Annotated in this window: 13 protein-coding genes; all 13 read left to right on the top strand. The window is 70.5% G+C overall.

Translation table 11 applies throughout. The annotated features are described in order from the left end of the window. Nucleotides 1-41 precede the first annotated feature (41 nt). The 13 genes from OV427_RS28245 to OV427_RS28185 all read left to right on the top strand — a co-directional run bounded on the left by OV427_RS28245 (nt 42) and on the right by OV427_RS28185 (nt 17,071). The gene (locus tag OV427_RS28245; protein ID WP_267859291.1) at nt 42-1,268 is read left to right on the top strand and encodes an ROK family transcriptional regulator; all 1,227 of its coding nucleotides are present in this window, start codon (nt 42-44) and stop codon (nt 1,266-1,268) included. After that, entirely contained in the window at nt 1,265-2,125 is an 861-nt protein-coding gene (locus tag OV427_RS28240; RefSeq protein WP_267859290.1) for a glycoside hydrolase family 16 protein, read from the top strand. Before OV427_RS28245 ends, OV427_RS28240 begins: the two co-directional genes overlap by 4 nt. After that, nucleotides 2,122-3,762, top strand: a complete 1,641-nt coding sequence (locus tag OV427_RS28235) for an ABC transporter substrate-binding protein (protein ID WP_267859289.1) — start codon at nt 2,122-2,124, stop codon at nt 3,760-3,762. The genes OV427_RS28240 and OV427_RS28235 overlap by 4 nt, the downstream gene beginning before the upstream one ends. 2 nt (nt 3,763-3,764) lie before the next feature. Then, nucleotides 3,765-4,745 carry an ABC transporter permease gene (locus OV427_RS28230; protein WP_267859288.1) on the top strand — a complete coding sequence of 327 codons (981 nt, stop codon included), beginning with the start codon at nt 3,765-3,767 and terminating at the stop codon, nt 4,743-4,745. Beyond that, nucleotides 4,738-6,498 (top strand): dipeptide/oligopeptide/nickel ABC transporter permease/ATP-binding protein, encoded by a 1,761-nt coding sequence (locus tag OV427_RS28225; RefSeq protein WP_267859287.1) that lies wholly within the window; start codon nt 4,738-4,740, stop codon nt 6,496-6,498. Before OV427_RS28230 ends, OV427_RS28225 begins: the two co-directional genes overlap by 8 nt. Further along, complete coding sequence (locus OV427_RS28220; protein ID WP_267859286.1) at nt 6,495-7,487, top strand: ABC transporter ATP-binding protein; 993 nt, start codon at nt 6,495-6,497, stop codon at nt 7,485-7,487. Before OV427_RS28225 ends, OV427_RS28220 begins: the two co-directional genes overlap by 4 nt. Next, the gene (locus OV427_RS28215; RefSeq protein WP_267859285.1) at nt 7,468-8,838 is read left to right on the top strand and encodes a GH1 family beta-glucosidase; all 1,371 of its coding nucleotides are present in this window, start codon (nt 7,468-7,470) and stop codon (nt 8,836-8,838) included. Before OV427_RS28220 ends, OV427_RS28215 begins: the two co-directional genes overlap by 20 nt. Continuing rightward, a complete protein-coding gene (locus OV427_RS28210; protein ID WP_267859284.1) occupies nt 8,835-12,152 on the top strand; it encodes a glycoside hydrolase family 2 TIM barrel-domain containing protein in 3,318 nt (1,105 codons plus the stop codon). Before OV427_RS28215 ends, OV427_RS28210 begins: the two co-directional genes overlap by 4 nt. A 10-nt stretch (nt 12,153-12,162) precedes the next feature. Further along, the gene (locus tag OV427_RS28205; RefSeq protein WP_267859283.1) at nt 12,163-12,717 is read left to right on the top strand and encodes a hypothetical protein; all 555 of its coding nucleotides are present in this window, start codon (nt 12,163-12,165) and stop codon (nt 12,715-12,717) included. Further along, the gene (locus OV427_RS28200) at nt 12,714-13,367 is read left to right on the top strand and encodes a hypothetical protein (protein WP_267859282.1); all 654 of its coding nucleotides are present in this window, start codon (nt 12,714-12,716) and stop codon (nt 13,365-13,367) included. The genes OV427_RS28205 and OV427_RS28200 overlap by 4 nt, the downstream gene beginning before the upstream one ends. Before the next feature lie 149 nt (nt 13,368-13,516). After that, on the top strand, nt 13,517-14,404 hold the full coding sequence (locus OV427_RS28195; protein WP_267859281.1) for a hypothetical protein: 888 nt from the start codon (nt 13,517-13,519) through the stop codon (nt 14,402-14,404). 101 nt (nt 14,405-14,505) lie between these two features. Then, nucleotides 14,506-15,420: a biosynthetic peptidoglycan transglycosylase gene (locus OV427_RS28190; RefSeq protein WP_267859280.1), complete on the top strand. Its 915-nt coding sequence runs from the start codon at nt 14,506-14,508 to the stop codon at nt 15,418-15,420. Then, entirely contained in the window at nt 15,410-17,071 is a 1,662-nt protein-coding gene (locus tag OV427_RS28185; protein ID WP_267859279.1) for an O-antigen ligase family protein, read from the top strand. The genes OV427_RS28190 and OV427_RS28185 overlap by 11 nt, the downstream gene beginning before the upstream one ends. Nucleotides 17,072-17,336 lie beyond the last annotated feature (265 nt).

Genomic DNA, 17,336 nt, shown 5'->3' with positions numbered 1-17,336 from the left:
CACCGCACCTTCCCCGCGGCGGAATGGAGCGTAGGGGCACGATGAGGATGGGAACGGTGGAGACGACGGTCGACGCGGCGGGCATGCGCGCGCAGAACAGCAGCCTGCTGCTCAACATGATCTGGCGGGAGCGGCAGATCTCCCGGGCGGAGATTGCCCGGCGGACGGAGCTGAGCCCGTCGACCGTGTCGGCCATCGTCGCGGACCTGGAGCACTCCGGGCTGGTGCGCAGCATTGGCGCCGGCGTGTCCCGCGGCGGCCGCCGCCCCACCCTCATCGGCTTCTGCGACGACGCGTACAGCATCCTCGGCGTGGAGATGGGCGCCACCCACGTGACGGTCATCCTCACGGACCTGCGCGGGCGCGTGCGCGTGCAGCGGCATGCCGCCCAGGCGGTGCGCGACGACCCGAAGGGCACTCTCCAGAAGGTGAAGGAACTGGTGCACGAGTGCCTGGAGGCGGAGCGCGTGCCGCGTCGCTCGGTGGTGGGCATGGGCGTGGCCGTCCCGAGCCCCGTCCACCCGTCCGCCCCGGGCCGGCTGTCGCCGCTCATCGTGCCCGCGTGGAAGGACTACGACGTGCAGGACTGGCTCAAGTCCGCGTTCGGCATGCCGGTGTTCGTGGACAACGACGCGAACCTGGGTGCGCTGTCGGAGTGCTACTGGGGCGCGGGCATCGGCGGCGAGGACCTGACGTACATCAAGCTGGCGACCGGCATCGGCTCGGGCTTCATCATCCACGGGGACGTCTACCGTGGCTCGGGCGGCACCGCCGGTGAGATTGGCCACATCGCCGTGGACTCGTCCGGCCCGCAGTGTGTCTGCGGTCTGCGCGGGTGCCTCGTCACCCTCATCGGCACCGGGGCGCTGGTGGAGCGCGCGCGGGAGCTGATGGGCACCAAGAGCCGCCGCTCGCCCAGCGTGAAGGAATTGGTGGAGGGCGCCCGCGCGGGCGAGCCGGCCGCGCGGCAGGTCATCGACAGCCTGGGGCACTACCTGGGCATCGCGGTGGCGGGTCTGCTCAACCTGCTCAACCCGGCCATCGTCGTGCTGGGCGGAGAAATCTCCTCGGTGGGAGACCTCCTGTTGGACCCTCTTCGCGCGTCGGTGCGCAAGCGGGCGCTGTCCACCTCCATGGCGGAGACGCGCATCGTCACCTCCGCGCTGGGAGACCGCGCCATCGCGGTGGGCGCGGCCACCCTCGTCCTCCAGGCGGCGCTGCGCAACCGCTCTCTCTTTCCAATTCAACACGTAGGAAAAACGGCATGACCTCTCTCCGTCTCCTCCCCTGGCTCGCGGTACTGGGCCTGGGAGTCCTCGCGTGTGACCCGGCGAGCCCTCGCAACGACAAGCCCGAGGCGCCGCCGCCCGACACCACCCAGCAGCCCGGCACGGAATGGAAGCTGGTGTGGCAGGACGAGTTCGATGGACAGGCGGGAACCCCGCCCTCCTCCGAGCGCTGGGTGCACGACGTGGGAGGAGGCGGCTGGGGCAATGAGCAGCTCGAGTTCGACACGGCGCGACCGGAGAATGCCTCGCTCGACGGCACCGGCAACCTGGTCATCACCGCGCGCAAGGAGCGGTACGAGGGCAAGGACTACACGTCCGCGCGCATCAACTCGAGCGGGCGCTTCTCACGGGCCTATGGCCGCTTCGAGGCGCGCATCCAGCTGCCGGTGGGGCGCGGCATCTGGCCGGCCTTCTGGCTGCTGGGCGCCGACGTCGGCCAGGTGGGCTGGCCGGACTGCGGTGAGCTCGACATCATGGAGTACCGGGGCCAGCTGCCGGCCATCATCCGCGGCTCGATCCACGGCCCGGGCTACTCCGGTGGAAACAACCTGGGCGCCGAGTATGTCTCCAGCGGCGGGAAGCTCAACGAGGCCTTCCACGTCTACGCCGTCGAGTGGGACCCGGACCGCATCCGCTGGCAGCTCGACGGGGTGACGTTCTTCGAGGCGACGCCCGCGAAGCTGCCCGCCGGGAAGAAGTGGGTCTTCGACCATCCGCACTTCATCATCCTCAACGTCGCGGTGGGCGGGAACTTCGTGGGGCCGCCGGACCGCACCACCGTGTTCCCCCAGCAGATGAAGGTGGACTACGTCCGCGTCTACGAGAGGGGCACATGAGGCGTGCGCTCTGGGTGCTCACCGCCCTCCTGGTGGCCTGCTCGTCGGAGCCGCGCCCGCGCGCTCCGGGCGTGCTGTTCGTCTCCGTGGAGATGCAGAGCGCCTGGGTGCGCAACTTCAACCCGCTGTTCACCGGAGCCAATGCGCGCTGGCCCACGCGGGCCGGTGTCTATGAATGCATGGAGGTGTTCACCCCCTCCACCGGGCAGTGGCACCCGTGGCTCGCTACCGCGCATGCCTGGTCCGAGGACCGCAAGACGCTGCGCTTCACGCTGCGCGAGGGCGTCCAGTGGTCCGACGGCCGCCCCTTCTCCGCGGAGGACGTGGCCTACACCTTCCAGCTCCTCAAGCAGCACCCCGCCCTGGACACGGGCGGCGCGTGGCGCTTCCTCTCCGAGGTGAGCGCGGAGGGGCCGCAGACGGTGGCCTTCCACTTCTCGCGCGTCTACATCCCCGGCTTCACGGAGCTGGCGCACCAGCCGCTGGTGCCGCGCCACATCTGGGAGCACGTGGCGGACCCGGTGACCTTCACCAACCCGGACCCGGTGGCCACGGGGCCCTTCACCCAGGTGCGCGTCTTCCGCAACCAGGTGTACGAGCTGGGCCGCAACCCGCACTACTGGCAGCCCGGCCGGCCCGCGGTGGACGCGCTGCGCTTCCTCGCCTTCCCCACCAATGACCAGGCCAACCTGGCGCTGGTGGAGGGCGAGGTGGACTGGGCCGGCAACTTCGTGCCCGCCGTGGACCGCACCTTCGTGTCGAAGGACCCGGAGCACCACGGGCGCTGGTTCCCCCTCTTCGGCAGCACCGTCTTCCTCTACCCCAACACCACGCGCCCCCCGCTGGACGACGTGCGCGTGCGCAAGGCGCTGAGCATGGCGCTGGACCGCGAGCGGCTGGTGGACATCGCCATGTATGGGTACACGCGCCCGGCGGACGCCACGGCCCTCAATGACTCGTACACGGGCTGGCGCGACGCGGAGGCCGCGAAGGGCGCGTGGGTGCACCACGACGAGGCGGCGGCCAACGCGCTGCTGGACGAGGCGGGCCTGAAGAAGGGGCCGGACGGCGTGCGTCGGATGGCGGACGGGCAGCCGCTGGAGCTCGAAATCGAGGTGGTGGGCGGCTGGTCCGACTGGGTGCGCGCCGGGCAGGTGCTGGCCCGTGACCTCCGCAAGCTCGGCCTGCAGGCACACCTCAAGACGTACGAGTTCGGCGCCTGGTACGCGCGCCTGCAGAAGGGCGAGTTCCAGCTCGCCATCTCCTGGTCGCTGGACGGGCCCACGCCGTACATCTTCTACAAGTGGCTCCTGTCGCCGCGCACGGTGCGCCCGGTGGGTGAAGTGGCCGCGGCCAACTGGCACCGCTTCGGAGACGCGGAGGCGGACGCGCTGCTCACGCGCTTCGAGACGGAGACGTCCGTGGACGAGCAGAAGGCGCTGATGGCCGCGGTGCAGCGGCGCTTCTCCGAGACGGCGCCCGCCATTCCCCTCTTCCCCAACCCGTCCTGGGGCGAGTCCAACTCGCGCCGCTTCACCGGGTGGCCCAGTCAGGCGCGCCCCTACGCGCGCCTGTCCCCCCACGCCGAGCCCGACAGTCTGCTGGTGCTGACGTCGCTCGCCCCGAGGGAGCCCTGACGATGCGCTACGTCTTCCGGCGGCTCGGCTTCTACCTGCTCGCGGCGTGGGCCTCGCTCACGCTCAACTTCGTCATCCCCCGGCTCGCGCCCGGGGACCCGGCGACGGCCATGTTCGCGCGCTTCGAGGGCCGCATCCAGCCCGAGGCCATGGACGCGCTGCGCGCCGCCTTCGGCTTCACCGACGCGCCGATGCACGTGCAGTACTTCACCTACCTGCGGCACCTGCTCACCGGTGACCTGGGCCTGTCCTACGCCTACTACCCGTCGCACGTGTCCGAGGTCATCGGCACCGGGCTGGTGTGGACGCTGGGGCTGGCCGGGTGCGCGGTCATCTTCAGCTTCGTGCTGGGCTCGTTCCTCGGCGTGCTGGCCGCGTGGAACCGGGGCGGGTGGCTGGACTCGGTGGTGGCACCCGCGCTCGCCTTCCTGGGTGCGTTCCCCTACTTCTGGCTGGCCATGCTGGCGCTGTACCTCTTCGGCTTCGGGCTGGGGTGGTTCCCGCTGCGCCACGCGTACTCGCACGACATGGAGCCGGGGCTTTCGTTCGCCTTCGCGGCGGACGTGGCGCGGCACGCGGTGCTGCCGGCGGCCTCCATCGTGGTGGCCACGCTGGGCGGGTGGATGCTGAGCATGCGCAACACCATGGTGGCCACGCTGGGCACGGACACCCTGCGGCTGGCGCACGCGAAGGGGCTGCCGCCCAGGCAGGTGATGCTGCGCTACGCCGCGCGCAACGCGCTGCTGCCCAACGTCACCGGCTTCGGCATGGCGCTGGGCTTCGTGCTGAGCGGCTCGCTGCTGACGGAAATCGTCTTCTCGTATCCGGGCACCGGGTACCTGCTCATCCTCGCGGTGCGCAACCAGGACTACCCGCTGATGCAGGGGCTCTTCCTGGTCATCACCCTGGCGGTGCTGGCCGCCAACTTCGCCGTGGACCTGCTCTGCCTCTGGTTGGACCCGAGGACCCGCGCCCATGCGTGACTCCATCCGAAGCCTGCTCCGCCACCGGAAGGCCGCGGTGGGCGGGAGCATCCTGCTCTTCTTCCTGGTGATCGCCCTCATCGGGCCGTGGCTCGTCATGGACCCGACCGACCTGGTGGGCCGGCCCCACCAGCCGCCCTCGCGTGCGCACCTCTTCGGCACCACGGGCCAGGGGCAGGACGTGCTCGCGCAGACGGTGGTGGGTGCGCGCGAGACGCTCGCGGTGGGCTTCGCGGTGGGCGCGCTCGTCACGCTGGTGGGCGCACTGGTGGGCGTGACGGCGGGTTATCTGGGCCGACGGGTGGACGACGCGTTGTCGCTCACCACCAACGTGTTCCTCGTCATCCCCGGACTGCCGCTGGCCATCGTGCTGGGTGCGTACCTGCCGTCCGGACCGATGCGCATGGTGGCGGTGCTGACGGTGGCGGGCTGGGCGTGGAACGCGCGCGTCTTCCGCGCCGAGTCCCTGGCACTGCGCAACCGCGACTTCGTGGCCGCCGCCGTCGTGGTGGGCGAGAGCCGCTCGCGCATCGTCGCGCGGGAATTGCTGCCCAACATGGCCTCGCTGGTGGGCTCTTCCTTCATTGGAAACACGCTGTACGCCGTGGGCGCGCAGGTGGGCCTGGAGTTCCTCGGCCTGGGGGACGTGGGCTCGGTGACGTGGGGCACCAACCTCTACTGGGCGGGCAACGACGCGGCGCTGCTGACGCGCTCGTGGTGGATTTTCGTCCCCACCGGCGTGTGCATCGCGCTGGTCGGCTTCTCGCTGACGCTGCTCTCCTCCGCCATCGACGAATTGACCAACCCGGCGCTCCGCGCCCCTCCGGCCGTGGCGCCCTTCACGCCCGCGGTGACGGCGGCGCAGACCGAGCCGCTCCCGCCCGGCGTGCTGCTCAGCGTGCGCGAGTTGTGCGTCGACTACGCGACGGAGCGCGGCCGCTCGCGGGTGGTGGACTCCGTGTCCTTCGACATCGCGCCCGGAGAGGTCTTCGGCCTGGCCGGTGAGTCCGGCAGCGGCAAGTCCACCATCGGCTACGGGCTGCTGCGCCTGCTGCCTCCCGCCGCGAGCATCTCCCAGGGGCGCATCCTCCTGGGGGACACGGACGTCACCGCCCTGGGTGCCGACGCGCTGCGCGCCTTCCGCTGGGCCCAGGTGTCCATGGTGTTCCAGAGCGCGATGAGCGCGCTCAACCCCGTGCTCACCCTGGGCGAGCAGTTCCACGACACGCTGGCGGCGCATGGCCCCACCTCGCGCGCGTCCTCGTACGCCCGCGCGCGGGAGTTGCTGGCCATGGTGGGCCTGGAGCCGAAGCTGGTGGATGCGTGGCCGCACCAGTTGTCGGGCGGCATGCGGCAGCGGGTGGGCATTGCCCTGGCGCTGGCGCTGCAACCGAAGCTGGTGGTGATGGACGAGCCCACCACCGCGCTGGACGTGGTGGTGCAGAAGGAATTGCTCCAGCGGGTGCTGGAATTGAAGAGCCGGCTGGGCTTCGCGGTCCTCTTCATCACCCACGATTTGCCGCTGCTGCTCGCGCTGGCGGACCGCGTGGGCATCCTCCAGGGCGGCAAGCTGGTGGAGGTGGACACCGCGCAGCGCATCCGCACCGAGGCGCGCCACCCCTACACGCGCCTGCTGCTGTCGTCCTTCCCCCACCTCACCGCCGCCGACACCGACGGGCCGATGCCCGACGCGGCGCTCGCGGCGAATGAGCTCGCGCCCGCGCGCACCGCGCTTCGTGGAGGCCACCGATGAGCGCTCCCCTGCTGGAGGCCACCGCGCTGTCGCGCACCGTCCCCGTGGGCGGCTTCCTCTCGCGCGCCCGGCGCACGCTGCTCGACCAGGTGTCCCTCACCCTGGAGCGCGGCGAAATCGTCGCGCTCGTGGGCGAGTCCGGCAGCGGCAAGAGCACCCTGGCCCGCCTGCTGGCGCGGCTGGACACGCCGGATGGCGGCAGCCTGCGGCTGGGCGGCACGGACGTGCTCGCCGGCGAGAAGCGCGCGTCACTGGCCTACCGGGGCCGCGTGCAGATGGTGTTCCAGGACCCGTTCGCCTCGCTCAACCCCGTCCACACCGTGGCCTATCACCTGGAGCGCCCCCTGCTGCGCCACGGGCGGGCCACCGGGGCGGAATTGACGTCGCGCGTCCACGCGCTGCTGGAGTCGGTGGGCCTGACGCCCGCGGAGTCCTTCGCCCGCCGCTTCCCGCACGAGCTGTCCGGCGGCCAGCGCCAGCGCGTGGCCGTGGCGCGCGCCCTGGCGGTGGAGCCGGACGTCATCATCGCGGACGAGCCCACCTCCATGCTGGACGTGTCCACGCGCCGGGGCGTGCTCCAGCTCCTGCGCGGCCTGACGCGCGAGCGTGGCATCGGCATCCTCTTCATCACCCATGACCTGGCGAGCGCGCGCCACCTCGCGGACCGCATCCTCGTGCTGTACGCGGGCCGCGTCGTCGAGGCCGGACGCACCACGGAAGTCCTCGCCGCCCCCCGGCACCCGTATACGCAGCTGCTCCTGTCCGCCGTGCCGGATGGCGCGGACTTCCTGCACACGCCACTGCCGGTGAAGGCCGGCGCGGGCCCGGCGCCTCCGCACGGCTGCGCCTTCGCGCCCCGCTGTCCCCACGCGGACGCGCGCTGTCACGACACCCTCCCTGCTGAACACCTCCCCGCGGCGGACCACCTCGTCCGCTGCCACCTCGAATCCTCGAAAGGAGTCCCTGACGATGCGGCAGTTCCCTCATGACTTTCTCTGGGGCGTGGCCACTTCCTCGTTCCAGATTGAAGGCGCCACCCAGGCAGACGGGCGCGGCGAGTCCATCTGGGACCGCTTCGCCGCCACGCCGGGCAAGATCGCCGACGGGACGGACGGCAGCGTCGCGTGCGACCACTACAACCGCTGGCGCGAAGACGTGGAGCTGATGCGCTGGCTGGGCGTCAAGTCCTACCGCTTCTCCGTCGCCTGGCCGCGCGTGTTCCCCACGGGCCGCGGCAAGGTGAACACCGCCGGCCTGGACTTCTACTCGCGCCTGGTGGACGGCCTGCTCACGGCCGGCATCGAGCCCATGGTGACGCTCTACCACTGGGACCTCCCGCAGGCCCTGGACGACAAGGGCGGCTGGACGGCGCGCGACACGGCAGGCGCCTTCGTCGACTACGCGGACGAAGTCAGCCAGCGGCTCGGCGACCGCGTGTCGAAGTGGATTACCCACAACGAGCCCTGGTGCATCAGCGTCCTGGGCTACGCCAACGGTGAGCATGCGCCGGGACACAAGAACTGGAGCGAGGCGCTCGCCGCGGCCCACCACGTGCTGCTGTCGCACGGGCAGGCGGTGTCCGTCATCCGCGCCAACGTGAAGAAGGCGGAGGTGGGCATCACCCTCAACCTCGTCCCCGCCCAGCCCGCGTCCCCCAGCGCGGCGGACCTGGACGCGTGCCGCGCCTTCGACGGTGGCTTCAACCGCTGGTACCTGGACCCCATCTACGGCCGGGGCTACCCGAAGGACGTCATCGCGGACCACGTGGCCGCCGGGCGAATCCCCTCGGAGAAGCTGGACTTCGTGAAGCCGGGTGACCTGGAGGCCATGGCCACGCCCACCGACTTCCTCGGCATCAACTACTACTCGCGCGGCATCATCCGCAGCGACCGCATCCCCGAGTCGCAGAACGCGCCCCGCACCGTCCATGCCGAGCCGGAGAAGACGGACATGGACTGGGAGGTCTACGCGGGTGGCCTGAAGGACCTGCTGGTGCGCGTGCACCAGGACTACAAGCCGCAGCGCATCTACATCACGGAGAACGGGGCCGCCTACGCCACGGGCCCCGACGCCGACGGCCGCGTGCGCGACACCAAGCGCGTCCACTACCTGCGCACGCACCTGGAGGCGTCGCTGGAGGCCATCGGGCAGGGCGTGCCGCTGGCCGGCTACTTCGCCTGGTCCCTCATGGACAACTTCGAGTGGGCCTACGGCTACCAGAAGCGCTTCGGAATCGTCTTCGTCGACTACGCCACCCAGAAGCGCATTCCCAAGGACAGCGCTCACCTCTACCGCGCCGTGGTGGCGCGCAACGGCCTGGACGTGGAGCTGGCGGCATGAATTCCCTCATCCTCGTGACGTGTCTGGCGGCGTCGCTGTCTCAGACGCCGGCCCCCGCCGCTCCGGCGACGACGGGCCCCAACTCCACCAACCCCACGGCCGCCGGGCCCGCGCCCGCCGAGCCCAAGGCCACCGAGCCCGCGCCGCCGGCACCGCCCACCGCGGCGCCTCCGGCCGACGCGCCCGTGGCGACCCAGCCCGCGCCCGTGGTGCGGCCTTCCGAGGTCCAGGTCTCCGCGAACGCAGTGTCCACCGTGCGCGTCCACCGCGACGAGCGCGGCTTCAAGCTCCAGGTGGACGGGCGCGACTTCGCCGTCCACGGCATGAACTGGGGCTACACGCCCATTGGCGAGAACTACCGCTACTCGCTGTGGAACCAGCCGGAGGACTTCATCCGCGCGGTGCTGGCGCGCGAGATGACGCTCTTGCGCGACATGGGCGTCAACGCCATCCGCCAGTTCGACGACATCCCCCCGCGCTGGGTGGAATACATCTACCGGAACTACGGCATCTACACGGTGCTCAACCCGCTGATGGGCCGCTACGGCACCAACGTCAACGGCGTCATGGTGCCGAACACGGACTACTCCAACCCGGTGCACCGCCAGGCGCTGCTCGGGGACCTGGTGGCGAAGGCGGAGAAGTACGGCAACACGCCCGGCGTGCTGATGTGGATGCTGGGCAACGAGAACAACTACGGCCTGCACTGGACGGGGTTCGAAATCCAGCCGCTGCCCGGCCAGGAGGACGCCGCGCGCGCGGAGTCCCTCTACACGCTGATGGGCGAGGCGGCTCGCACCATCAAGGCCCGCGACACGCACCACCCGGTGTCCATCGCCAACGGCGACCTCCAGTACATCGACCTCATCGCGCGGCTGGCTCCGGACCTGGACATCTTCGGCTCCAACGTCTACCGCGGCCCCTCCGCGAGAGACCTCTTCGACGAGGTGTCGCGCAAGCTGGACAAGCCGGTGATGTTCACCGAGTTCGGCGCGGACGCGTACGACGCGAAGGCGGGGCGTGAGGACCACCTTGCGCAGGCGGAGTACCTGCGCAAGCAGTGGGAGGAAATCTACACGCAGGGCTACGGCCAGGGCCGCGCGCAGAACGCGATTGGCGGCTTCGTGTTCCAGTGGGTGGATGGCTGGTGGAAGCATGGCCAGGAGGCCAACCTCTCCATCCACGACACCACCGCCTCGTGGCCCAACGGCGGCTACCCGGCCGACTTCGTGGACGGCCAGAACAACATGAATGAGGAGTGGTTCGGCATCTGCGCGCTCGGCCCCGACGACGAGGCCGGCATCGCCCGGGTGCAGCCGCGCACCGCGTACTACGTCCTCCAGGCCGCCTTCCGCCTGGACCCGTACGCGCCCACCACCAACCTGGACACCATCCGCGAGCACTTCGCGGCCATCCGTCCCACGGAGATGTCCCGGGGCTACGAGTCCTCCGTAGCGCTGGCGCGCGCGGAGGAACTGAGCGCGGTGCGCGTGTCCAACCTGCGCCTGCTCCTGGACAGCTCGCTGTCACGCGGGAGCCTGGCGACGACGCGGGCCAACGCGACGGCGGCGGACCACACGGAGTCCATCTTCTTCGATCTGGCGCTCCAGCCGGCCTCCGGCGTGTACGGGCGCGCCTCGTTCAACGTGGTGGGCAACGTGGCGCAGAACCGGCTCAACAACCTCTTCTACGAGAACCGGGGCACGCAGCCCTCCACCGCGCAGGGCGTGTCCGGCGCCGCGCCCCCGACGACGGGCGGGGCCGTGGGCCAGTCGCTGGGCCTGGAGCGCTTCGCGCTGTACCAGGCCGAGTTCAAGCTGGACCGACAGGACTTCGCGCTCGAGGGCTTCTACCGCACCGGCCACTACCACTGGGGCGAGGAGGGTGACTTCTTCAACCTCTACCGCGAAGCCAACTACGGGCCGAACATCGACATCTACCACGGCAACGCGCCCTTCGGCGTCGTGTTCGCCGGCAAGAAGACCCTGGAAGGCCTCAAGGTCGCGGTGGGCCCGGAGCTGTACTGGGGCGCCAACCCGTCCATCGTCGCCAAGTACCAGAAGAGCGTGGGACAGGTGGGCATCACCCTGATGCACCAGGAGGACATCGCCCGGGGCTCGTCGCAGCAGACCAGCTCCGTCATCCGCGAGCGCGTGGCGCGCCGCACGGCGCTGAGCTTCGACTGGACGCGCGGCCCCATGGAGCTGGAGTTCGGCGGCATCCTCGCCGCGCCCCAGCGCATCGGCGAGGAGTTCACCTGGACGCGCCGCACCGACGGGCCCAGCTACCTGGGCACCGGCTACGAGGTGCTCCAGGACAAGGTGCAGTTCCTGGACACGCTCGGCGCGAAGGCGCGGCTCACCTACGACATGGGCGCGGTGCGCTGGTTCGTCCAGTCCTCCTTCCGCGGGCTCGTGGCGGACGGCGGTCCGGAGCAGACCACGGTGCTCACGGGCTGGAGCCTGCGCGAGAGCGGCCGCGGCAACCACTTCGCGGGCCAGGCCGGCATGACGGTGCAGGTGGGCAGCACCTTCCAGGTGTCCCCCAACCTGCTCTACCAGAAGCCCCTCATCGGGCCGAACCCCACCATCGGCGACTCGTACGACGCGGTGTCGGGGCAGTACTCCCCGGGCGTGCGGCCGCGCAACGTGCTGACGGATGCATTCACGGTGCTCGACAACCGCGAGACGCTGGGCGCCGAGCTGCTGCTCACCTTCGACCCGACGCCCGGCACGTGGTTCTGGTCGTGGGATAGGGAGATGCGCGAGGACGCGCCCTTCGCCGCGGGCCTGGACCTGGTGTACCGCCGGCAGCCCACGTCGCGTGACGCGGGCATCGCCATCCTCGCGGACGGCAGCACGGTGGCCTTCGGCGCCGCGCCGCCCGCCCGCGACGAGTGGGAGACGACGCTGCGGCTGGTGGGCAACCCGTCGCCGCGCCTGAAGCTGTACGGCACCGCCTTCGTGGGCAGCAACCAGTCCCCGGGCGAGGACGCGCGGCAGGTGCACCGCTTCGGCCTGGACGGCTCCGTGCTGCTGGACACGCTGCTCTTCACCGCGCAGGCGCACTTCAATGACTGGGGTCCGTACGACTACCACCGCGTCTTCAACCTCACCTACCCCATCCAGCTCGGAGGCGACGTGTCGTACGGCCTCAAGCGTCCGGTGCTGGGCGCGGTGACGACACGCTTCGGCCTGCGCGGGCTGGTGCGCTACCTGAACGAGTACTCGGAGGGGCTCAGCGCGGCAGCCCTCGAAGAGGGGCTGAAGGGCCGCGAGTATGAGGTGGGGGCGTATGCAATCCTTTCGCTCTGAGGGAAACCGTATGAAGACGTGGCTCTTGCTGGCCGCGGCGGTGGGCATCTGCGGGTGTTACGACAAGGCCAGCTACGTGTATGGAGAGTCGCTGGACGGACTCACGCTCCAGCTCCACAGCGAGGACGTGGGCATCCATCCGGACCAGTCCGTGCTGGAAGACCCGAACAACCCCTTCCGGCTCAACTCGCCCGGCGCGGAGACGAAGTGGCAGATTCAGGGCAGCGGGGACCACGTGGCCGCGTTCTACGCGTGGGCCACGCTGCTCGCGCGCGGACCGTACGGCGAGGCCCAGTTCTACGTGGGCACCGACCTGCTCTCCATCTACCAGAACGGTGAGGCGAGCCAGGAGGACCTGCCCAAGGTGCGCGCACAGGCCATCCGCGCATACCAGTCCGTGCTCGACAACTTCCCCGACGCGGTGACGTACGACGCGACGGGGACGATTCCCTACGAGCTGGTGACGCCCTCGTACAAGGGCATCGTCGAGATGGGCGGGACGGTGCAGGGCGGCTGGGTGCTGGTGCAGACGGCCAATGGCCAGGACAGGGCGGTGAAGCCATGAAGAAGTCCGTATTCGCGCTGTTGCTGTTGGTGGCCGCGTGCCGGCCGGAGCCGGGGGACTCGGACTACGAGAACCAGGGGCAGTCCACCCGGCCGGACGCGGGGACCGACCCGAACGCGGGCGCACTGCCGGGGCCCTTCCCCTTCCAGGAGGGGCAGCGCCGGCTGGGCGTGGGCTTCTACGAGGGCGGCCGCTCCGACGACATCGCCATCGACAACACCACCACGCACGTCTACCTGTACGAGAACACCGTCACGATGGAGCCCTCCCAGGACCATGTGGAGGGGCGCGCGGCGGACCTCGTGGTGCACGCGGGCAAGACGTGGCTGGGCTTCGGCATCCACTGGGACGCGGCGCGCAACCTGGACGCGTGGAAGACGCTGCACGTCAGCTTCAAGTCCGAGGACCCCGGCTTCGCCAGCGTGAAGGTGGGCATGAACGACGCCACCAAGAGCGTGCAGCTCGACGTGGCGAAGTACGGGTACAAGAACGATGGCGAGTGGCACCACCTGGCCATCCCGGTGGCGGACTTCACCGCGAACAACGGCGTGAAGCTCAACGCCATCAACGCGCCCTTCGTCTTCATCTCCGGACAGGGCGCGGCCGCGGACAAGCTGCTGATGGACAACCTGTACTTCACGGCGGACTGAAGCCAGCGCTCACGCCACCCCGCCTTGACCGTTTTTCAGGTCAAGGCGAGAATTCCAGACAATAGACGCCCTCGTGACGGCTTCTCCCTTCCAGGAGGAGTCGTTCGCGAGGGCGTTCCTGCTCTGGGGTTCCCATGACTCTTCATCGAATGAAATCTGGCGGTGTGTTGGCGGTGTTGTGCACGGCTCTCGCGCTGGGTGCCTGCAGTGAGGTGGGCACCCAGAAGGAAGACCCCTTCGCCACACTGGTGCAACGCGGTGACGGCTGCGGCTTCGAGGGCCAGCCGCCGTGTGAACTGGAAGAGGTCGTCGTCGAGGCGTGCACCGGGGGCAACTGCGACGATGACGACGATGAACCCGAGTGCGACCCGTACATGGACCCCAACTGCGGCGGAGACCCGTGTCTGTACGACCCGACCGCTCCCGGGTGTCCCGGGGACATCTGCACCATGGACCCGAGCTGGCCCGGGTGCAGCCCCGACCCGTGTGATTACGACCCGACGGCGCCCGAGTGCGGCGGCGGCCCCGGCGAGGACCCTCCGCCCGACGAGGATGACGACGACGACAAGGACCCCTGCGAGACGGGGAATGCCATGGTCGACTCCGCCGCCGTGCAGGCGGGCTTCAAGTCACTCTGGGAGAAGTCCAACTTCATGAAGAACGGCCAGGTCCAGCCCGAGAGCGAGCGTCGTGAGCGGCTGGGCTGGGTCATCAAGAACGCCGATGGGAGCTACTCCTTCCAGGAGGAGACGAGCCCGACCCTGACCTTCAAGCCCTGCGGCATCGATGGGGCCAGCGCCCTGGCTCCGCCTGCGAATGCCGTGGCCTGGGTACACACCCACCCCTACTCCATCCTGGAGAACCAGACGAAGTGCGAGGGGGTTGCGAACAACATCTACGGCACCGGCCCCAGCGACGCGGACCGTGCGCAGTCCGCGGCGTGGAACCTCCCGGGCATCGTCATCGACAACAACTTCGTGAGCCGGTTCACGAAGGAGAACGTGGCCGCCAACATCGACGTGCGGTGCGGCTACTGAGCTGACCCCGGCCGCGCTCGAGCGCGGACCGGGGCGCGCCAGGCCGGTGCGGGGCGCTCGCGCGTCCCGCCCGGTGTGGCGCCAGGGCACGGAGAATACGGATGCGCCGACGGACGAAGGCAGGGCTGCTGCTGCTCGGAGCGCCGCTGCTGTATGCGGCGGCGCTGTGGCTGAGCGTCCCGGACGTGTCCCCCCTCGAGCGGGAGACTCCGGAGCGGACGAGCCTCATGCGGCTGCGCGCCCGGGAGCAGGAAAGGCCCGACGACGGCCCGGCCTTGCGGCAGACGTCCCTGGAGGGCGTGTCCACGCTGCTGGCATGTGCCGTGGTGAAGGCGGAGGACCGCGGCTTCTTCCGCCACGCGGGCGTGGAGTGGAGGGTGGTGAGGGAAGTCGCGGCGGGCTGGCTGCGCGGGCAGACCCGGCGCGGCGGGAGCACCCTCACCCAGCAGCTCGCCCGCAACCTGTACCTGACCCCGAGTCGCACGCCGCATCGCAAGCTGCGAGAGCTGCTCATCGCGCGCGAGCTGGAAGCCCACCTGGACAAGCGCCGCATCCTGGAGCTGTACCTGTCCACCGCGGAGTGGGGAGACGGCGTGTGGGGCGCGGCGGACGCGAGCCAGCGCTACTTCAGCAAGGCGCCCGACACGCTGGATGCGTTCGAGGCCTCATTCCTGGCCAGCCTGCTCCCCTCGCCCCGTGAGCCGCTCACGGGAGGTAACGCGGAGCGCGCCCGGCGGGCGCAACTGCGGGTGCTGAGCCAGCTTCACCGGTCGGGCCTGCTCGAAGCGCCCGAGCTCCAGCGGGACCTGCTCCGCGTGCGGGCCCTCCACGCACGGCTCGCACGGGGCGAGTCGCCTGGAGAAGCGCTGGCCGCACTTCGCGCCCCCACCGAAGGACCGAGCACCCTGCCGCGTCACGACTACCCGCTGGAGGCCATGCTCCGCGATGAGTGCGGGCTCGCACGGGAGGTTGCCGAAGAGCGGGCGGCCTGGGAGAACTCACGCCATGACGGCTGAGCCCCTCCGGGCGCGGAGGTCCGTGGACGCAGCGCCCTGGCTCTGCCTGGCGGGAGGACTGCTCGCGACGCTGTGGGTGGCCGTTCCCCGCGCGTGGCTCGTGGCGGACAGGTTCACCCTTCCCAAGGGCCTGCTCTTCCACGCCGCCGCGCTGCTCACCGGCGTGGCCTGCCTGGCGGTGCCCCGGCGATGGCGCCTGGATGAAGTGGACCTGGCGGGGCTCGCCTTCGCGGGGCTCGGTGCACTGTCCGCCCTCGTCGTCGCGCACAACAAGTGGCTGGCCCTGGGCGCGCTGGGTGTGACGCTCTCGGGCACCCTCCTCTTCCTGGCGGCCCGGGTTGTCGCTGGAGAGGGGCGGCGGGAGGAGTTGCTGCTCACGGTGGCGGTCGGCGTGGGAGTGCTCGCGCTCTCCGTGGTGCTGGAGGCGTATGGACTGCTCGATGGACTGTCCCCGGAGAAGCGAGCTCCCGGTGGACTGCTCGGGCACCGCAACCGCGCCGCGCACCTGCTCGTGCTGGCGCTTCCCGTCCTGTGGCGCGGCCTCGCGCGCGCGAGAAGCTGGCGCACGCTCGGGCTCCATCTGGGCACGGTGGCGCTGATGGGCACGGCCATCACACTCTCACGCTCGCGGGCCGCGTGGCTGGCAATGGGCGTCCTCGCGGTGCTGCTGCTGGTAGCCTGGGTGACGGGCAGGACGCGAGCGGCCGGAGCACGGTGGCACACGGTGGCCCTGGTGGCGGCGCTGTTGGGAGGCGCGGGCGTAGCGCTCGTGGCACCCGATGCACTGTCGTGGCGGGGCTCGTACGCGGACACGCTGCGGCGCGTGGGCGAGCACGACGCGGGCTCCGGGCGCGGGCGGCTGATTCAATACACGAACACGCTGCACATGGTCGCCGGGGCGCCGCTGCTGGGCGTGGGGCCGGGAAACTGGACGGTGCAGTACCCGCGCTTCGCCACGCCGGGAGACCCGTCGTATTCGGAGGGTGCGCTCGTGCCGGTGGATGCGCTCCCGCAGGCGGACTGGGTGGGGCTGCTCGCGGAGCGAGGTGTCCTCGCGCTGCTGGTGCTGGCGGCGGCGGGAGCGTTGCTGCTCCTCGGCGCCTGGAAGCGCATACATGACGGAGAGACGGATGAGACGCGGAGGGATGGGTGGACGCTGCTGGCAGTGCTCATCGCGCTCGTCGTGCTGGGCGCGCTGGACACGGTGCTGCTGACGCCACCAGCGACCTTCCTCGTGGCGGTGGTGGTGGGCGCGCTCGCCTCCGCGCGAAGGGAGCAGGTGACGTTGTCCTTCGAGGCGGGAAGACGACAGATGGCGATGGCGGGCGTGGTGCTGCTGACGGCATGCCCGCTCGCATACGGCGCGGTGAGGGGCCAGGCCCGGCAACTCGTCTACCAGGAGCCCCGGTCGGCGGAGCGGTACGCGCGCGCGGCCCGGCTCGACCCGGGCGCCTACGAGGCCCGCGTGCTGCTGGGGGACTCGGAGGTGCGGCAGGGGCGGTGCGAGCAGGGGCTGGCCATCCTCCGGGAGGCCAACCATCTGTTCCCCCATGCGAAGGCCCCGATGATGGCCTGGGCGCCCTGCCACCCGGAGTCCCGGAAGGCCGCAAGCCACGCGGCGCCTACCGTCATGGACGTACCCGAGCGCTGAGTCCGCATTCGCACCGTTGATGCCGCCACGGCACCGCCTCATTCAAGACGCAGGCGGATTCCGCACGATGGGAATGCGTCTGCGCAGGGGGGCTCCGCCACGCCACGTCCAGCGACAGGCCCGCCCGCTGCCGTCACCGCCTCGATTCATGGCGGCACGTCCGGGAATCCTCTCCGGGGCGGCGCTGCCAGGAGTGGCGCGAGCCAGGAGGCTCACCGCTCGAGCGTCAGGAGTCCTTGCCAGGCACGCGTTGCTGAAGGCCGAG

The sequence above is a fragment of the Pyxidicoccus sp. MSG2 genome, assembly GCF_026626705.1.
Lineage (GTDB): Bacteria > Myxococcota > Myxococcia > Myxococcales > Myxococcaceae > Myxococcus.
The sequence above is the reverse complement of the archived record's forward strand: the minus strand, read 5'-3'. Positions and strand labels throughout refer to the sequence as shown.

Excerpts from the sequence above, each read along its gene's own strand:
- OV427_RS28245 (WP_267859291.1), top strand. The coding sequence starts at position 42 with ATGAGGATGGGAACGGTGGAGACGACGGTCGACGCGGCGGGCATGCGC.
- OV427_RS28240 (WP_267859290.1), top strand. The coding sequence starts at position 1,265 with ATGACCTCTCTCCGTCTCCTCCCCTGGCTCGCGGTACTGGGCCTGGGA.
- OV427_RS28235 (WP_267859289.1), top strand. The coding sequence starts at position 2,122 with ATGAGGCGTGCGCTCTGGGTGCTCACCGCCCTCCTGGTGGCCTGCTCG.
- OV427_RS28230 (WP_267859288.1), top strand. The coding sequence starts at position 3,765 with ATGCGCTACGTCTTCCGGCGGCTCGGCTTCTACCTGCTCGCGGCGTGG.
- OV427_RS28225 (WP_267859287.1), top strand. The coding sequence starts at position 4,738 with ATGCGTGACTCCATCCGAAGCCTGCTCCGCCACCGGAAGGCCGCGGTG.
- OV427_RS28220 (WP_267859286.1), top strand. The coding sequence starts at position 6,495 with ATGAGCGCTCCCCTGCTGGAGGCCACCGCGCTGTCGCGCACCGTCCCC.
- OV427_RS28215 (WP_267859285.1), top strand. The coding sequence starts at position 7,468 with ATGCGGCAGTTCCCTCATGACTTTCTCTGGGGCGTGGCCACTTCCTCG.
- OV427_RS28210 (WP_267859284.1), top strand. The coding sequence starts at position 8,835 with ATGAATTCCCTCATCCTCGTGACGTGTCTGGCGGCGTCGCTGTCTCAG.
- OV427_RS28205 (WP_267859283.1), top strand. The coding sequence starts at position 12,163 with ATGAAGACGTGGCTCTTGCTGGCCGCGGCGGTGGGCATCTGCGGGTGT.
- OV427_RS28200 (WP_267859282.1), top strand. The coding sequence starts at position 12,714 with ATGAAGAAGTCCGTATTCGCGCTGTTGCTGTTGGTGGCCGCGTGCCGG.
- OV427_RS28195 (WP_267859281.1), top strand. The coding sequence starts at position 13,517 with ATGAAATCTGGCGGTGTGTTGGCGGTGTTGTGCACGGCTCTCGCGCTG.
- OV427_RS28190 (WP_267859280.1), top strand. The coding sequence starts at position 14,506 with ATGCGCCGACGGACGAAGGCAGGGCTGCTGCTGCTCGGAGCGCCGCTG.
- OV427_RS28185 (WP_267859279.1), top strand. The coding sequence starts at position 15,410 with ATGACGGCTGAGCCCCTCCGGGCGCGGAGGTCCGTGGACGCAGCGCCC.